This is a genomic window from Streptomyces sp. NPDC003284, from assembly GCF_053589675.1.
On sequence record NZ_JBSFSI010000009.1, the window covers coordinates 38,850 to 54,137 of the forward strand.

Below are 15,288 nucleotides of genomic sequence, written 5' to 3' on the forward strand. Positions count from 1 at the left end.
GTACGTCGCCCTCCCGTCGGCGCTGTCCTCCGGGCGGGAGCGGCTGCACGGAGACGCTCCCATGCCGGAACGATTCGCCTTTTTCCGGGATTTTCCGCGTGATCTTTGATTTGTCCGGAAAGCGGCGTTTGCCGTGGCGGTCGCGCCTCGGGACGGGGGCCGGTGCGGTCCGAAGGCGCGGCAGGATGACGTGAACCGGATTCGCCGGTGTGGGTCTGCTCCGGTGGCCGGGTTGACGCCGGTCCCAGCGTGGCGACGGCCTCCGCGCCGCCACCGGCTCCGTCCGCGCCGCTGCTGCATTGGCAGCACCGGGGTCACCGGGTCGGGGGAAGCCGACGCCGACCGGCGCGCCGGGCCGCGCCGACCGGCGTGACCATGGCAGCAAGGTGACCGGGCGAACTCCGTGCCGTCACCGCATCCGGCAGGAGGAACAACCGATGAGTCCTACCCTCAGGCGCCTGATCGGCGTCACCGCGGCGGCGGTCACAGGAGCGGCGACCCTGCTCGTCGCCGGGGCCGGCACCGCCGGTGCCGCCGAGCGCGCCCACTGCGACCGCGCCGAACAGAACCTGTGGAGCGACGGGCCGAGTCGCGGCCTGACCGCCTACCACTGCGACATCCCGTCCGGCAGGGGCCGCTGGTACACCGTCGAGATCGACACCCTCGTACAGACCCACCGCAAGGGAGACACCCTGGACGGCGCGGTCGACCGGACCAGGACCCTGCACGACCGGACCTTCAGGTGCCTCGGCTACACGTCGGAGGACGGCACGGTGAACTGGTTCGGCTGCCCGCCGTCCTGAACGGGTGGACGCTCCGGCGCACCGGGCAGTCGCCGCTCCCCGGCGAGGCGCCGCTGTTCGAGGTAGATGCCGGTGAACACGGCGACCTTGGCGCGCAGCACCCATGGGTCGAAGGGTTTGCCGATGTAGTCGACCGCACCGGCCGCGTAGCCGCGGGCGGAGTGTTCGGGGTCGGTGCCCATGGCGGTGAGGAAGATGATGGGCACGTCGTGGGTGCGGGGCCGCCGCTTGATGTGGGCGGCGGTCTCGTAGCCGTCCATGTCGGGCATCTGGACGTCCATGATGATCACGGCGAAGTCGTCGTGGTCGAGGAGGGCCTTGAGGGCCTCACGGCCGGACGGGACGGCGACCAGTTCCTGGTCGAGGGTGGCCAGCACGGCGGTCATGGCCAGCAGGTTGTCCGGCTGGTCGTCGACGATGAGCACCCTCGGCAGGGCCTGGGGGACCGCCGGTGCCACGGACGGCGCGGTCCACTGCGTCTGTTCGACCGCCTCCAGTTGCCGTTCCAGCAGGGTGCAGCGCTGTTCGGCCTCGTCGCGCTGCCGCTGGGCCGCACGGAGCTGGGCGGCGAGCCGGGCGGCCTCCTCCCGCAGATGATCGCGCTCGCGCAGCAGGCCGGTGACGTCGGGGTCGGCGGCGGCCAGCCGTTCGGCCCGCTCGCGTTCCGCGCTCCACTCGGCCTCCAACTGGTTCAGCCGTACCTCCAGATCGGCGATGCGGTGCTTGCGGTCCAGCAGGGCGTCGCCCAGGGCGTCGCCGCGCGCGGTGGAGCGGCGGGAGGCCCGGTCGGCCTCGGCGAGCTGCTGTTCGAGGACCTCGACCGCGTGCCGGGGTGAGGTGGTGGTCTCCACGGCCGCCTGGTACAGCCTGCGCACCAGTTCGATGGCCTCCGGGGTGGCGGCGGTGCCCCGGTGTTCGGCGACGTCCGTGAGCAGATCCGTGACGACTTCCCAGGGCGGGACGCGAGTGCCGCTCAGATAGCGGGAGAAGGTCCCGGCGTCGCGGATGCGGCGGGCCGCGTAGCGGCGGACCGAGACGTCCAGCCCTTCGAACAGCTCACGCAGTGCCAGGGCCAGCGCCCGCGACTGCGGTGTCAGGCCGGGCGCGAGAGGACGCAGCTCACCCACGGGCGCTCCCGCCCCTCGTCCTCGTCGGCGCCTGCGGTAACAGCGTCGGCGCCGCCCACACCGGCACACGTGAACGATCCATCGAACCCGCCCTTCCTCACCCGGCCGGACCCCGGCCGGGACGGCGCACCCCGGTGGGCCCGCCCTGCGACGCGTCACACAATGACGCCAGGCGGTTCCGTTGCGCACGGCGATCGGTGAACCGGCAACACATCGGGGCCCGTTGCCGGACCGCTGCCGCCGCCCGCAACACGTCCGGCACGCAGGTCATGACCGGTCCGCCGACCGGTGTTGCGGCAACATCGGCGACAACGGAGACAACGGAGACAACCGTGCCACCCGCACCGCGGCGCAACGGGACGGATGCGCCGCGGACTTGAGACAGCCCGGCACCCGGGGTTCGTCCGCCGGGTCGGCGAGGCCGAGGGTCCGGCGGCCCGTCAGGGGTGTGTCCCGGGGAGGACGACGCTCAGGGGTCCTCCGTGGACGGAATCCGGATGCGCGCCGGTGGCGCGATGGTGTGTGATCCGGGGTATGGCGACGGAGTTGGGTACACCGGGCATCGGCGGGCTGGACGAGGTCGTGGACGCGCTGCGGCGCTGGCAGCGCGACGAGGCGCCGCTCCAGTTGCATCCGGGCGACCTCGGCTGGTACCGGCGCCGCGGCGCGCGGGCGTGCGCCGCGGCGGTCCGGACGTGGCGCAGGCAGGGGCGGGTGCTCGCCGTCGGGCTGCTGGACGGCCCCGGCCTGCTGCGCCTCACGACCGCGCCGGAGGCGGAGCACGACGAGGAGCTGGCGCGGAGCGTGGTCGAGGACGCGGCGCGGCCCGAGCGGGGCGTGCTGGGAGCCGGGACGGTGTACGTCGAGGCGCCCACGGGCTCGCTGGTCCAGGATCTGCTGGCCGAGCGGGGCTGGCACGCCGACGAGTCGTGGACGCCGCTGCGCCGGGACCTCGCGGAGCCGGTGGAGGACCCGGGTCTGCGGATCGAGGTGGCCGGTCCGGAGCGGGCGCGGGCGTGGGCGGCCGTGCACCGGTCGGCGTTCGAGGGGTCGGCGTTCACGGCGTCGCACTGGCACGCGATGGCGGGCGGGACCCCGTTCACCGACGCGCGGTGCCTGCTCGCCTACGACGAGCGGGACACCGCGGTGGCGGCGGTGGCGGTGTGGTCGGCGGGACCGGGACGGCCGGGGCTGCTGGAACCGATGGGCGTGCACCGGGACCACCGCCGCCGCGGCCACGGCGCGGCGGTCACCCGCGCCGCGGCGGCCGCGCTCAGGCGGCTGGGCTCCTCCGGTGCCCTCGTCTGCACACCGAGCGCCCGCACCGCCGCCGTCGCCACCTACCGGGCGGCGGGTTTCCGGCTGCTGCCCGAGCGGCGGGACCGGCGCCGGGACGCGTTGCCCGCGTCCGCGCGAGCGGACCGGCCGGGTGCCTGACCGGTCGCGTCCTTCCCGTCCGGCGCGTACGTCCCGGGCCCGTCCGGTGCGGTACTTCCCCGGGCTGGACGCGGCGACGATCATGGCGGTCATGGACCGACCGAGTCAGATCATCGAGTGCGAGGGCCTCCTCCTGCGGCGCTGGCGGGCCGGGAGCGACGCCGCCCAGGCGTTCCGGCTGATCGAGGAGTCCGCGGACCATCTGCTCCCGTGGGTGCCGTGGGTCGCCGGGCACAGCGAGGAACGCACCCGGGACTTCCTGGAGAGGTCCGAGGCCAGGTGGGAGAGCGGGGAGACCTACAACTACGCCGTCGTCGAGGACGGCACGCCTGTCGGCATGTGCCAGAGCCACCGGGCCGAGCCAGGGGGATGGCGGCTGGGGTACTGGCTGCATCCGGCCGCCACCGGCCGGGGCATCGCCACCCGGGCGACGGCCGCCCTGGTCGCCGAGATGTTCACGCTGCCGGACGTGGAGTACCTGGAGATACTCCACGATCTGGCCAACGTCCCCAGCGCCGCCGTCCCGCGCCGGCTGGGGTTCACCGAGGTCCGTCGTGAGCGGGCTCCCGGGCCCGTCGCCCCGCCCTGCAGCGGTGTCGACGTGGTCTGGCGCCTCGACCGGCCCCGGAACCGGTTCTGACACCCGCCCCGGGAGCGGTGCGGACCGGTGCCCAGAGCGGCGTCCTCAGGTCCTCAGATGGTCATCGACTCCTGGAGCCAGCGGCTGACCCGGTAGGGCAGCCACCAGGCGAGCGGGCCGACGTCGAGGACGAGCCTCTCGCCGCGGAAGTCGTCGAGGACGCCGGAGGGCAGCGTGTGCGCGGGGGCACCGTACGCCAGGCGTTCGATGGCCTGCTCGTAGTGGGGCTCGTCGGCGGTGAAGCGGCGCAGGTCGCCCCAGCGGCGGTCGCGGATCTGCACGAAGCCGGGGCCCTTGCGCCACAGGCACTTGCACAGGTAGTGGCCGCGGCGCCAGGCGCGCAGCGCCTCGTCGGCCGCTTCGGGGCCCTCGACGCGCTGCGGGGGCTGGAGATGGCTGAGGGCCTGCCAGTCGTCGGCCGCCTCGGGACCGGGATCGAGGCGCAGTTCCCATTCCACCAGGACGGCGCGCGCGGTCAGGTCCCGGACCAGGCTCAGCGCGGCCACCGTCTCGGCGGCCCGCCCGGGGTCGACGGTGCCCGCGAGGTCGACGGTCTCCGGCAGCCTCACACGCCGGGCGCCGAGCTGCCACAGCCGTTCGCTCTCGTCCTCCAGCGGTCCCGGCAGGGCGAGTTCGCCGAGGGACATGCCGGGCAGTTCGCAGGCGGCGGGGTCGTGGTCGCGCCAGGCGAGGACAGCGGGCGGACTGAGGGTGGTGCTCATACGGGGTGCTCCTCCTCGGGGCTCGGTGATAGGGGCGCGGGGCGCGGTCAGGCGTGGACGGGTTCGGCGGGCGAGGCCAGCGGCGCGTGGGCGTGGCGCATGAAGTCCAGCCGCAGCAGGTCCTCGTTGACGGCGGCCGGGGCGATGTGGACGTACTGTCCGCCGTCGGTGAAGACGATGCCGAGGGCCGTCCAGGCGTCGAGGAGTTCCTGTACGGCGGCCTCGTCGCGGGCGGCTCCGGGGACCTGGCGGGCGGCCTTGCGGGCGAGGGCGGCGGGGGTGTGCGGCTGGTCGAGCAGCCGGAACGCGGCCCGCTCGAAGGGGTCGGTGAGTTCCCTCGTCCGCCAGTCGAAGGCGCGGCGCCGGGAGACGAGGACGATGCGGTCGCCCAGGTCGTCATGGGTGAGCCGGGCGTCGGCGTGGTGCTTCTTCCAGGCGGCCAGGGCGTCGTTGAGCGCGGTGACGGTCGGTTCGCCGATACCGCGGGCGGGTGCCTCGAAGACGTAGGCGAGGTCGTAGAGTTCGTTCTCCGGCAGGTCGTAGGTGAAGCGGTAGTGCTCCTCGGGCCGCAGTCCCGTGAAGCCGAGTTCGGGGCGTTCGAAGTACGGGCTGAAGCGCTCGATGGCGATCCGGGCCGACAGGTCGACCGGCGGGTCGAGGTGCTCCAGCGCGGGGAGCTGGGCGATCACCGGTTCGTAGTCGGCGGCGCTCTCGCCGGGGAAGCCGTGCAGGTAGTTCCAGGCGACGGACAGGCCGGTCTCGGCTCCGTCGCGGAGCATCCGGACGTTCTGGCAGCCGCTCACGCCCTTGTCCATCAGGTCGAGCACCCGGTGGTTGAGCGACTCGATGCCGGGCTGGACGTAGATCATGCCCGCGTCGGCGAGGGTGCGCAGTTGGGCGCGGCGCATGTTGGCCTTGATCTCGATGTGCAGCCGCAGGTCGTACTCGCTGTCGATGATCCGGGGCAGTACGGTCGTCAGGTAGCCCATGTCGAGGATGTTGTCGACGACATACATGTCCAGGACCCGGTGGCGGCGGGCCAGGTCGATGATCTCCTCGTAGAAGGTGTCGGGGCTCTTCGAACGGAACTCCATGAACGAGCCGTTGAGGCCGCAGAAGGTGCAGTGGTGCTTCTCGCCCCACCAGCAGCCGCGGGCGCCCTCGACGACCAGTTTGGGTTCGACCCAGTTGCGGGCGGCGGAGGCCGCGAGCCGTTCGAAGTAGCCGCTGTAGTCGGGCGGCAGGATCGCGGCGGGCGGCAGCGGGCGGGTGGCCATGGGGTTGGCGACGCTCTCGCCGCCGGGGCCGCGGTGGCACAGGCCGGGCACGTCGGCGAGGTCCGTGCCGTCGGCGAGCGCGGTGAGCAGCTGCGGGAAGGCGGCCTCGCCCTCGCCGCGCACGACGTGGTCGACGAAGGGGAAGTTGCGGTGCACGGCGGCGCCCTGCGCGCCGTCGCAGTTGGCTCCGCCCATGACGGTGACCAGGTGCGGGGCGAGCTGCTTGACACGGCGGGCGGCGGCGAGCGCCGCGGTGTTCTGCTGGAAGGTGGAGGTGAAGCCGACGACGTCGGGGGCGTGGGCGACGATCCGGCGGGCGATCTCGTCGACGAACTCCGGGACGATCCGGTGCAGTTCGCGGGTCATCTCCATCCGCTGCTTCTTGAGCTTGCCGCGCATGACCTCGGTGAATTCCTTCTCGCGCCAGCCCGGGTCGTCGTAGAGGGCGGAGGAGAACACCCAGTCGCCGCAGCCCATGAAGTAGGACGAGAGGGAGTAGTACTCGTAGTCGTCGCCGGTGAACTCGGTCCGGGCGGTGATCCAGTCGACGAATTCGAGGTTGGCGTGCAGGACTTCGGCTCGGGCGCCGGGCACGCGCTCGTCCACGCTGCGTTTGAGTATTCCCAGCGCGAGGGACGGCAGGTCGATCGGCGACCAGGGCATGTTGACCAGCAGGACACGCATGTCGGCTCCTCGGGGGTGAGGTGCCGGGCGGGCCCGGCGGCGCGCCGCCGGGCCGGCCGGGCGGGGTCAGTCCTCTTCCGCGTCCTCGGCGTTGCGGAACGGAATGGTGACGGTGATGCCGATGCCCGGCTTGCGGTTCTCCTCGTCACCCGCGAGCGGGTCGTTGTGGATGATGTCCTTCTGCATGGGGTTCTCTCCTCTCGGTGGTGTGTGCGGTGGTGCGGTGCTCCCCGCTCCGGGCGGAGCGGGGCGTCGGGGGGCGCCGGGGCGGCGGGCCGCCCGGGGTGCGGCCGGGGCCGCGCAGATGGCGGTCGAGGAAGACCACCGCGCGGCGCAGCACGGTGACGTGGTCCTCGCCGTCGTAGCCGTCGTGGCCGGAGTCGAGCCACAGCGACTCGTGCGGGACCTCGGCGGCGCGCAGCGCGTCGAGGTAGCCGCGGACCTGGCCGGGCGGGCATTTGGTGTCGTGGGTGGCCGCGACGACCAGCAGCGGGGCGCGGACGGCGGCCGCGTAGCGGATCGGGGAGCTGCGCGCGTAGCGTTCGGGCACCTCGTCGGGGGTGCCGCCGAAGAGGCGTTCGTCCAGGGCGCGCAGCGCGGGTGTGGTGGTGCGGTGGGCGGCGGCGCAGTCGGCGACCGGTTTGACCGCGACACCGGCCTGCCACAGGCCGGGGCGGGTGCCGAGGGCGAGCAGGACGAGGTAGCCGCCCCAGGAGGTGCCCCACAGTCCGGTGGCGTCCGCCCGGACGAGTCCGCGCGCGACGAGATCGGCCCGTACGGATGCCAGGTCCTCGGCCTGGGTGAGGCCGACTCCGCCGCCGAAGGCGTGCCGCCAGCGGGGTCCGTATCCGGTGGAGCCGCGGTAGTTGACGCGGGCGACGGCGAAGCCGGAGGCGAGCAGGGAGTGGACGACGCCGTCGTAGGCGTCGCGGTCGTGGTCGGCGGGGCCGCCGTGCACCAGGAACACCGCGGGGACCGGGCCGCGTGCCGTGTCGGGCAGGCTGAGCAGGGTGTGCACGGGTCCGTCGGGGCCGGTGGTCCACACGTCCCGGTGGGTGCCGGGGATCCGGTCGGCGACGGTGGGCAGCGGGGGCAGCGGGGTGTGCCGGGTGGAGGTCAGCCGGGGCGGGTGGGCGGTGTCGGTCCACAGGCAGTGCAGGTCGCCGCCGGGGCGGGTGGCCGCGTCCAGGACGGTGCCCGGCGGGGTGGGGACGGGGGTGAGGGTGCGGGTGGTGAGGTCGGCGCGGTGCAGGGCGGAGCGGCCGTGGCGGTCCTGACGTATCAGGACGGAGCGGCCGTCCGCGTCCCAGCGGGCGGTGATCTCGGTGTCGAAGGCGCACCAGGTGTGGGTGACGAGGCCGTTGCCGGGCCGCCAGGTCGCCAGGACGTACCGGTCGTCGTGTTCGCGGACGAGCAGGAGCTCCTCGCTGTCCGCGCCGGGGGCGAAGCCCAGGGACCACAGCCGGCCGCCCGTGCCGCCGGGCAGGACGGCGCGTACGGCTCCCGTGCCGGTGGTGAGGACGGTGACGGCCGCGGCGTCCGCGACGGCGAGGAGTCCGCCCGCGGGGGTGATGCCGGTGAGCGTGGTGTGGCCGTCGAAGCGGGCGAGGGTGCGGGCGGCGCCGCCGCGCGGGCCCGTGCGGACGGTGGTGGTACGGCCCTCGCCGACGGCGACGGCGACGGCGGCGTGGTCGCTCACCGCGAGGCCGCGCGGCAGTCCGGACGGCACGTTCGTCAGTCCGGGCCGGTCCGGGCCGCCGGTGAAGGGCTGGAAGCGCCACTGCCCCGCCCCGTGCTCGTCCTCGTCGAACCACCACACGTGTGCGTCGCGGTCGACGGCGCAGTGCAGGGTGCCGCGCGGCCGGTGGGTGACCTGGCGGGCGCCGCGGCTGACGGCGTCCCAGGTGAACACCTCGCAGCGGCCCTCGGCGTCCGCGGTGAACACCATCTTCGCCGGGTCGGCCGCGCACACCTCGGGCAGGGCGGCCCGGTACACCTGGTATCCGCCGCCGCCCGTCATCCGGCGGCCCGCGCCGTGAGGGCCGCGCGCACGGGGCGCCGGCAGGTGTGGACGGCCAGGAGCGTCAGCAGGACGCCGCAGGCCACGGCGGGCGCGGCGGTGGACAGGCGCCCGGCGAGGGCGCCGGACAGGACGGGGGCCAGGGCGGCGGCGCCCGTGGCGGCGGTGGCCAGGACCGCTCCGGTACGGGCCTGGAGCGCGAGCGCGGTCGCCTGGAGGGCGCGGGCCTGGAGGACCACCGAGGCCAGCGGCATCAGCAGGCACACGAGGCTGAACAGCGCGCCGTACGCCCACGCGTCGGTGGTCAGGGCGAGCGCGGCGGCGAGGGGGACGAGCAGCCAGGTCACGCCGGTCACGGCCCGTACGGCGCCCAGGCGGACGGCGACCCTGGGCGCGGCGAGCGCCCCGGCCAGGCCCGCGGCGCCCGAGGCGGCGAGCACGGCACCGAGGACCGCGCCGCCGTGTCCGGCCCGCTGGAGGGTGAAGACGGCTCCGTAGTACAGCGCCACCACGACGAGGTTGACCGTGGTGCACCACACCAGGACCAGCCGCAGCAGCGGCGAGGAGCGCACCAGGCGCAGCCCGGCCGCGCTCTCGCGCAGCAGTCCCCCGCCGGGCTCGCGCGGCGCCGGTGCGGTGAGATCCGCGCGCATGGCGCCCACACACAGGGCGCTGACGAGGTAGGAGAGCGCGTCAGCGAGGAAGGGCAGCGCGCGGGCGGCCTGGTACAGCAGTCCGCCGAGGGCCGGGCCGGTGATCAGTGCGCCCTGGTCGGCGGCGGCGAGCCGGGCGAGGGCCCGGGGCTGCTCGGGGCCGGGGCAGATCAGCGCGACCGTCCCGCGGGACGCCGCCTCGAAGCAGGCGGTGGCGATCCGTTCGACCAGGACGGCGGCGAGGATCAGCCACAGGGACGGCCGGCCGCCGGTCAGGGCGAGGGTCGCCGCTCCCATGGCGAGGGCGGCGACGAGCGCCGAGCCGAGCATGACGCGTTTGCGCGCGCCCCGGTCGGCGGGGACGGCCACGACCGGGCCGAGCAGGAGTCCGAGGGCGGTGGAGACCCCGGCGACGAGACCGACGGTCTGGGGCGGGTTGCCCAGTCCCAGCAGGAGCAGCGGGAGGACGGCACCGGATGCCTGGCTGCCGACTCCGTCGGCGGCGTTGGCCCACCACAGAAGTCGGTAGTCCCGTGGGTCCGTCCGCTCGCGGGACGGTCGTGCGGTCGACACCGGCCGTTCCACTGACCACCTCACCGACGTGGCGAAACAATGGAGAAAGTGTGGAGAGAGCGAAGCGAGCGGGAGCCTAATCCGGCCCGGACGAACGCAACAAGGGTGCGGCGGGGCTGGCCGGATCCGTCCGCCGGGGCGCCGCCGGGAAGGAGGCGGGCACCGGTCGTCCGCGCGGCGGAAGGGAGGCGGACATTCCGCGGGCGGAGCAGCGGAACGCCGCTTCTCCGCGCGGGGTGGCCGGGGTTCCGCGCGCCGGGGCGTGGTGGCGCGCGGGGGTCCGCCGGGAACGGGGCGCCCGCCGCCGGGGCGGAGGGCGCGCGGGGCGTATTCGGCCGAGAACGTTCGCCCGAGCCGGGGCCGTCGAGTGTCCCGGAAGGTGTTTTCGGGCGGGAGCGTGACCCGTGTGGCTCAGGTGCGCGGGCCGTGCGCGGAGGGGTCCGTCCGTACGGTGCGGCCGGGCCCCGGATCCGGGCCGTGCCGGGTCGGCGCCGGACGGAGGCGTGCACCCGCCGGACTCCGGCGGGTGCACGCCGGATCGCGCGGGACCGGTGCGCGGTCCCGGCGGGTTCGCTCCGGACCGCGCCGAAGCGGTGCTGGACCCCGGCGGGTGCCGATGAGGCGGCCCGCTTCGTCGACGACGGGGAGCTGCTTGACGCCGTGCCGTGCCATGAGCCGGGCGGCCCCGGCCACGGTGGCGTCGGCGTGGACGGCGACCGCGGGGACGGTCGCCAGGTCGCGGGCGGTCACCGCACGCGCCGCCGCCGCGCCGGGCGGCTGCTCCGCGCCGCCGTCCGGCACGGGCAGCGCGCCGACGCCCCGGCTCCGCATCGCACGCACGGTCTCCTTGAAGGCCCCGCCCCCGGCCAGGGCGACGACGCTGCTGGTCATGACGTCGCTGACGGTGTACTGGGTACTGGACGCCTCGCATGACGTGCTCCTCGCGACCGCCGTGGCCGTCCTGGTCACGGACACGTACCCGAGTCCGCGCGGCGCGCGGACGTCTGCGCGCGGGCCGGACGGCCCCGGCCGCACGCCGACCGGCTCGTCCGCGCCCCGGCAGGAGGTCCCCGGGGAATGAGGGCTGTCCGGCCCAAGCGGTCGGGGCGGCCCGCCTGGCACCTTCGGAAGCGAGGGGCCGGGCAGGAGCGAGAGGCCGGGCAGGGAGGTGGCGCCCGATGAACGGCATGACACATCCGAGGCACACCCGGCGTGCGAGGCGGCTGCTGTGGCGGTGGCACGGCAACCCGCTGCGGCGCCGTGAGGATGTCGCCGGGGCCTGGATCGCGCTGCTGACATGGGTGCTGATCCTGGTGGGCGGCGCGCTCGTCTGGACGGTCACGGCGCGGGCGGCCGGGCAGGAGTTCGCGGGCCAGCGGGCCGACCGGCACGCCGCCGCGGCGGTCCTGCTCACCGACGCGCCCCGCGGCCTGTCGCCCTCCACCGACGGCTCCGAGACACCGGCCCGGGTGCGCTGGACCGCCCCGGACGGCACGACGCGCACCGCGCACACCCTGGTGCCGAGCGGGCTGCCCGCCGGAACGGCGGTCACCGTCTGGCAGAACGGCCGGGGTGCCCTGACCACCGAGCCGCCCGGACCGGCCGAGGCACACACCCAGGCCGCCCTGTTCGGCGGGGCGGCGGCCCTCTCCTTCGCCGGTCTCGCCTACGGCACGGCCGCCCTCGCGCGGTGGTGCCTCGACCGGCGCCTGTACGAACGGTGGGGAAGGGAGTGGGAGGTCGTCGGCCCGAAGTGGGACCAGAAGACGGGCTGACGGGCCGGGGCCGGGGACCGGGGACATGCTGAAGACGGAAGACGTGGCCCGCACACCGGGCCCGGCCCACCGCGGGCGGGTGTCCGCCGGAACGAGCGCCAGGAGGTGGCCCATGCGCCACGCCGACCACCCGGACACGGGACAGCACCCCGCCCGGCGACCGGCGAAGGCACCGGTACCCGGCAACGGGCCGCAACCGGGCAGCGGATCGCGGCCGGACGGCGGATCGCGGCCGGACGGCGGATCGCGGCCGGACGGCGGATCGCGGCCGGACGGCGGATCGCGGCCGGACGGCGGATCGGGGCCGGGCCGGGCCGTGGAGGTGCCCGCGCGGCAGACACGTATGACCGGGTTCCTCGCGCTGCCCCCGCGGGCCCCCGCCGTGGTGGTCCTCGCGCACGCGGGCACCGGGGCCGCGCGTGATCCCCGGTACCGGCGGGTGGCCGCTGCGCTGCGGCGCGCGGGTCTGGGCACCCTGTTGCTCGATCTGCTGACCGAGGACGAGGGCCGCAGTCCGCACTGCGTCTTCGACGTCACGCTGCTGGCCCGGCGGCTGCGCGCCGCGACGGACTGGCTGCGCCGCGAGACCGGCCTGCCCGTGGGCTACTGGGCGACGGACACCGGCGCCGGGGCCGCCCTGGAGGCGGCGGCGGCCGACGACGGCGTCCACGGCGTGGTCAGTGCCGGCGGGCGCCCCGAACTGGCCCGACCGGCGGCACTGGCCCGGGTGCGCGCGCCCACGCTGTTCGTCGTCGGGGCGCTGGACACCCGGCTGGTCGGCCCGACCCGGCTGGCGGCGGACTGGATGGGCTGCGCCCCGCGTGTCGACGTCGTCCCGGACGCCGGGCACCTGTTCGCCGAACCGGGCGCGCTGGAACACCTCGCGGAGCGCAGCCGCGCGTGGTTCACCGCCCACCTGGCCGCACCCGCCGCCCCGGCGGCCGTGCCCGGCGGCGCTCCCCGGCTGGCCGCCGGGCAGGAGGACTGGCAGCGTGGGGACGGGGAGCGCGACGTTCGAGCGGAGGGCGCTCATGGCATCGGCTGAGTCACGTCCCACGGTGGTCGTCGGGGTGGACGGCTCCCCGTCGTCCCGTGCGGCACTGCACTGGGCGGTCCGGTACGCGCGGCTGGTGGACGGTGCCGTGGAGGCGGTCCACGCCTGGAGCACCCCCACGGAGTTCAGCTGGAGCGGACTGGTCATCGACCCCGACTTCGACATGGACCACGCCCGCGAGCGCTTCGCCCAGGAACTGCGCACCGTCTTCGGCGACGAGCGCCCCGAGCGGCTGCGGGAACGCGTCGTCGAGGGCGACCCCTCGGAGGTGCTGATCCGTGCCTCGCAGGGGGCGGACGTCCTCGTCGTCGGCCGTCGCGGACACGGCGGCTTCGGCCGCGCGATGCTGGGCTCGGTCAGCCAGCGCTGCGCCCAGTACGCGGCCTGCCCGGTCGTCGTGGTGCGGGAGGAGCACGACGGGAACCCCTGACCTGCCGGGCCGCGGCGGCGTACCGCCGGAAGCGGGCCGACGGAGCCCGGAGAGGATCCGAGGAGAGAGAACATGCAGCACCGAACGGTCGAAGACCTCATGACGCAGGACGTCGTCCGGGTACGGCGGGACACCTCGTTCAAGGACGTGGCGCGGACCCTGGCCGACCACGACGTGAGCGCCGTCCCCGTCGTCGACGACCTCGGCCACCCGCTGGGCGTGGTGTCGGAGGCCGATCTGCTGCACCGGGTGGCCGGTCGCCCCGACCCGGCGGGACTGCTCCCGCAGCGCGCGTCCGACCGCGCTGACGAGGCGTCGGAGGGGGCCGTCGCGGCGGAGGTGATGACCGCTCCCCCGGTGTGCGCCCGTCCCGGGTGGAGTGTGGTCGAGGCCGCGCGCACGATGGAGGCCCACCGGGTCAAGCGCCTGCCCGTGGTGGACGAGAGGGGCGTCCTGGCCGGGATCGTCAGCCGGGGCGACCTCCTGCGGATCTTCCTGCGCCGGGACGAGGCGATCCGTGAGGAGATCGCCTCGGACGTCCTCGTGCGCACGCTGGGGCTCGCACCGGACGACTTCACGGTCACGGTGGAGGACGGCCGGGCCGCGCTCACGGGGTCGGTGCCGGAGCCGAGCCTCGTACCGGTGATCGAGCGGCTGTGCCGGGGTGTCGACGGGGTCGTCTCCGTCACCGTGGACGCCGGGGCCCCGAGCCGTACGGGTCCGGCCGGTCCGCGCTGAGGACGGCCGGCACGGCGGTGGCCCCGTCCTGTGGACAACCCGACCCCCGAACCTCCCGCTGGCAGGATGGTCCGGCCGCCCCGGACGTTCCTAGGCTGCCCGCATGCCGACCACCCGCCCGAGAGCCCCCTTCCGTACCGCCCGCCCCAGGGCACCCTTCCGTATCGCAACCGTCCTCGCTCTGCTGTCCCTCGCCCCGCTGGTGCCGACGCAGGCGGGAGCGGCGGTCACCGCGCGTACGTCCGTGCTCCAGCGGGACACCGACACACTGCACGCCGACGGTGTCACAGGGGTGTCGGTCCGGCTGGAGACAGCGCGGGGGACGACCATCGCGCGCAGCGGGGTGGGTGATCTCCGTACGGGACGGCCCGTACCTCCGGACGGGTATGTGCGGATCGGCAGCACCACGAAGACGTTCGTGGCGACCGTGCTGCTCCAACTCGTCGGCGAGGGGCGGGTGTCGCTGGACGATCCGGTGGAGCGGTGGCTGCCGGGCGTGGTCCGCGGCCACGGCGGCGACGGGCGCCGGATCACCCTGCGCGAGCTGCTCCAGCACACCAGCGGGCTGCCCGACTACGTCGGTGACGTGGTGCCGGAGCTGAGCGCGGCCGGGTACCGCGCGCACCGCTGGACCACGTACACCTCAGCGGAGCGCGTCGCGTTCGCCCTGCGGCACCCGCCGCTCTTCGCGCCCGGCCGGGGCTGGGCGTACTCCAACACGAACTACGTCCTCGCGGGCATGGTGATCCAGGCGGTCACGGGCCGTACCTGGGAGCAGGAGGTACGGGCCAGGATCGTGCGTCCGCTGCGGCTCGGGCACACCTTCGCCCCCGGCGACCGGCCGTTCCTGCCCGCTCCGCACGCCCGCGACTACCAGCAGTTCGAGCCGGGCGGGGCGCTGACCGACACCACGGTCGCCTATCTGCCCTTCGACGGGGACGCCGACGGGTCGATGGTGAGCACGGCGGCGGACACCGGACGGTTCTTCCGGGCGCTGGCGCGCGGCGAGCTGCTGGCGCCCGCACAACTGGCCGAGATGCGGCGCACGGTCGAGGTTCCGCCCGGTCACGGCTCGCCGCCCGGTACGCGCTACGGTCTGGGTCTGGAACGGATCCCGCTGTCCTGCGGGGGCGGCTCCTGGGGGCACAGCGGCGACGGGTTCGGCTATCTGATGTGGCCCGCCGCGACCGCCGACGGGCGGGCCTCCGTCACCGTGGTGCTGCACAGCCGGCCCGGTGACGAGGAGAGCGCCGTACGGCAGATCCAGGACGTCACCCGTCTCGTCGACCACGCGCTGTGCTCCGCCCGCGGTGACGGGCACCGCTGATACCGGGCGGCGGCGCACCGGGCCGTAC

15 protein-coding genes are annotated in these 15,288 nt (G+C 75.1%); 9 read left to right on the plus strand and 6 right to left on the minus strand.

Annotated elements, in window-relative coordinates; translation table 11 throughout:
* Nucleotides 1-437 precede the first annotated feature (437 nt).
* Nucleotides 438-803, plus strand: a complete 366-nt coding sequence (locus tag ACWDYF_RS20295) for a hypothetical protein (RefSeq protein WP_389465034.1) — start codon at nucleotides 438-440, stop codon at nucleotides 801-803.
* Here the strand turns inward: ACWDYF_RS20295 and ACWDYF_RS20300 are convergent.
* Complete coding sequence (locus tag ACWDYF_RS20300) at nucleotides 752-1,930, minus strand: response regulator (protein WP_018569701.1); 1,179 nt, start codon at nucleotides 1,928-1,930, stop codon at nucleotides 752-754. The two genes, ACWDYF_RS20295 and ACWDYF_RS20300, sit on opposite strands and share 52 nt — an antisense overlap.
* A 534-nt stretch (nucleotides 1,931-2,464) precedes the next feature.
* Here ACWDYF_RS20300 and ACWDYF_RS20305 point away from each other — a divergent pair.
* A complete protein-coding gene (locus ACWDYF_RS20305; protein ID WP_389465030.1) occupies nucleotides 2,465-3,367 on the plus strand; it encodes a GNAT family N-acetyltransferase in 903 nt (300 codons plus the stop codon).
* 91 nt (nucleotides 3,368-3,458) lie between these two features.
* Entirely contained in the window at nucleotides 3,459-4,007 is a 549-nt protein-coding gene (locus ACWDYF_RS20310) for a GNAT family N-acetyltransferase (RefSeq protein WP_389465027.1), read from the plus strand.
* Nucleotides 4,008-4,060: 53 nt separating this feature from the next.
* Here ACWDYF_RS20310 and ACWDYF_RS20315 read toward each other — a convergent pair whose 3' ends face one another.
* The 5 genes from ACWDYF_RS20315 to ACWDYF_RS20335 form a co-directional block, all read right to left on the minus strand.
* Nucleotides 4,061-4,729, minus strand: a complete 669-nt coding sequence (locus ACWDYF_RS20315) for a DUF5825 family protein (protein WP_389465024.1) — start codon at nucleotides 4,727-4,729, stop codon at nucleotides 4,061-4,063.
* 47 nt (nucleotides 4,730-4,776) lie between these two features.
* Entirely contained in the window at nucleotides 4,777-6,690 is a 1,914-nt protein-coding gene (locus tag ACWDYF_RS20320) for a RiPP maturation radical SAM C-methyltransferase (protein ID WP_389465020.1), read from the minus strand.
* 145 nt (nucleotides 6,691-6,835) lie between these two features.
* Nucleotides 6,836-8,710 (minus strand): alpha/beta hydrolase family protein, encoded by a 1,875-nt coding sequence (locus tag ACWDYF_RS20325; protein ID WP_389465017.1) that lies wholly within the window; start codon nucleotides 8,708-8,710, stop codon nucleotides 6,836-6,838.
* On the minus strand, nucleotides 8,707-9,936 hold the full coding sequence (locus ACWDYF_RS20330) for an MFS transporter (RefSeq protein WP_389465014.1): 1,230 nt from the start codon (nucleotides 9,934-9,936) through the stop codon (nucleotides 8,707-8,709). The genes ACWDYF_RS20325 and ACWDYF_RS20330 overlap by 4 nt, the downstream gene beginning before the upstream one ends.
* A 411-nt stretch (nucleotides 9,937-10,347) precedes the next feature.
* A complete protein-coding gene (locus tag ACWDYF_RS20335; protein ID WP_451584291.1) occupies nucleotides 10,348-10,827 on the minus strand; it encodes a CBS domain-containing protein in 480 nt (159 codons plus the stop codon).
* Here ACWDYF_RS20335 and ACWDYF_RS20340 point away from each other — a divergent pair.
* The 6 genes from ACWDYF_RS20340 (at nucleotide 10,826) to ACWDYF_RS20365 (ending at nucleotide 15,260) form a co-directional block, all read left to right on the plus strand.
* Nucleotides 10,826-11,017 (plus strand): hypothetical protein, encoded by a 192-nt coding sequence (locus ACWDYF_RS20340; protein WP_451584292.1) that lies wholly within the window; start codon nucleotides 10,826-10,828, stop codon nucleotides 11,015-11,017. The genes ACWDYF_RS20335 and ACWDYF_RS20340 overlap by 2 nt on opposite strands.
* Nucleotides 11,018-11,114: 97 nt before the next feature.
* On the plus strand, nucleotides 11,115-11,711 hold the full coding sequence (locus ACWDYF_RS20345) for an Rv1733c family protein (RefSeq protein WP_389465011.1): 597 nt from the start codon (nucleotides 11,115-11,117) through the stop codon (nucleotides 11,709-11,711).
* Nucleotides 11,712-12,054: 343 nt separating this feature from the next.
* Nucleotides 12,055-12,756 (plus strand): dienelactone hydrolase family protein, encoded by a 702-nt coding sequence (locus ACWDYF_RS20350; protein WP_389465008.1) that lies wholly within the window; start codon nucleotides 12,055-12,057, stop codon nucleotides 12,754-12,756.
* A complete protein-coding gene (locus ACWDYF_RS20355) occupies nucleotides 12,743-13,195 on the plus strand; it encodes a universal stress protein (RefSeq protein WP_389465005.1) in 453 nt (150 codons plus the stop codon). Before ACWDYF_RS20350 ends, ACWDYF_RS20355 begins: the two co-directional genes overlap by 14 nt.
* A 72-nt stretch (nucleotides 13,196-13,267) precedes the next feature.
* Nucleotides 13,268-13,933, plus strand: coding sequence for a CBS domain-containing protein (locus ACWDYF_RS20360; protein ID WP_389465002.1), 666 nt, complete (start codon nucleotides 13,268-13,270; stop codon nucleotides 13,931-13,933).
* A 103-nt stretch (nucleotides 13,934-14,036) separates the two neighbouring features.
* Nucleotides 14,037-15,260 (plus strand): serine hydrolase domain-containing protein, encoded by a 1,224-nt coding sequence (locus ACWDYF_RS20365; RefSeq protein ID WP_389464999.1) that lies wholly within the window; start codon nucleotides 14,037-14,039, stop codon nucleotides 15,258-15,260.
* Nucleotides 15,261-15,288 lie beyond the last annotated feature (28 nt).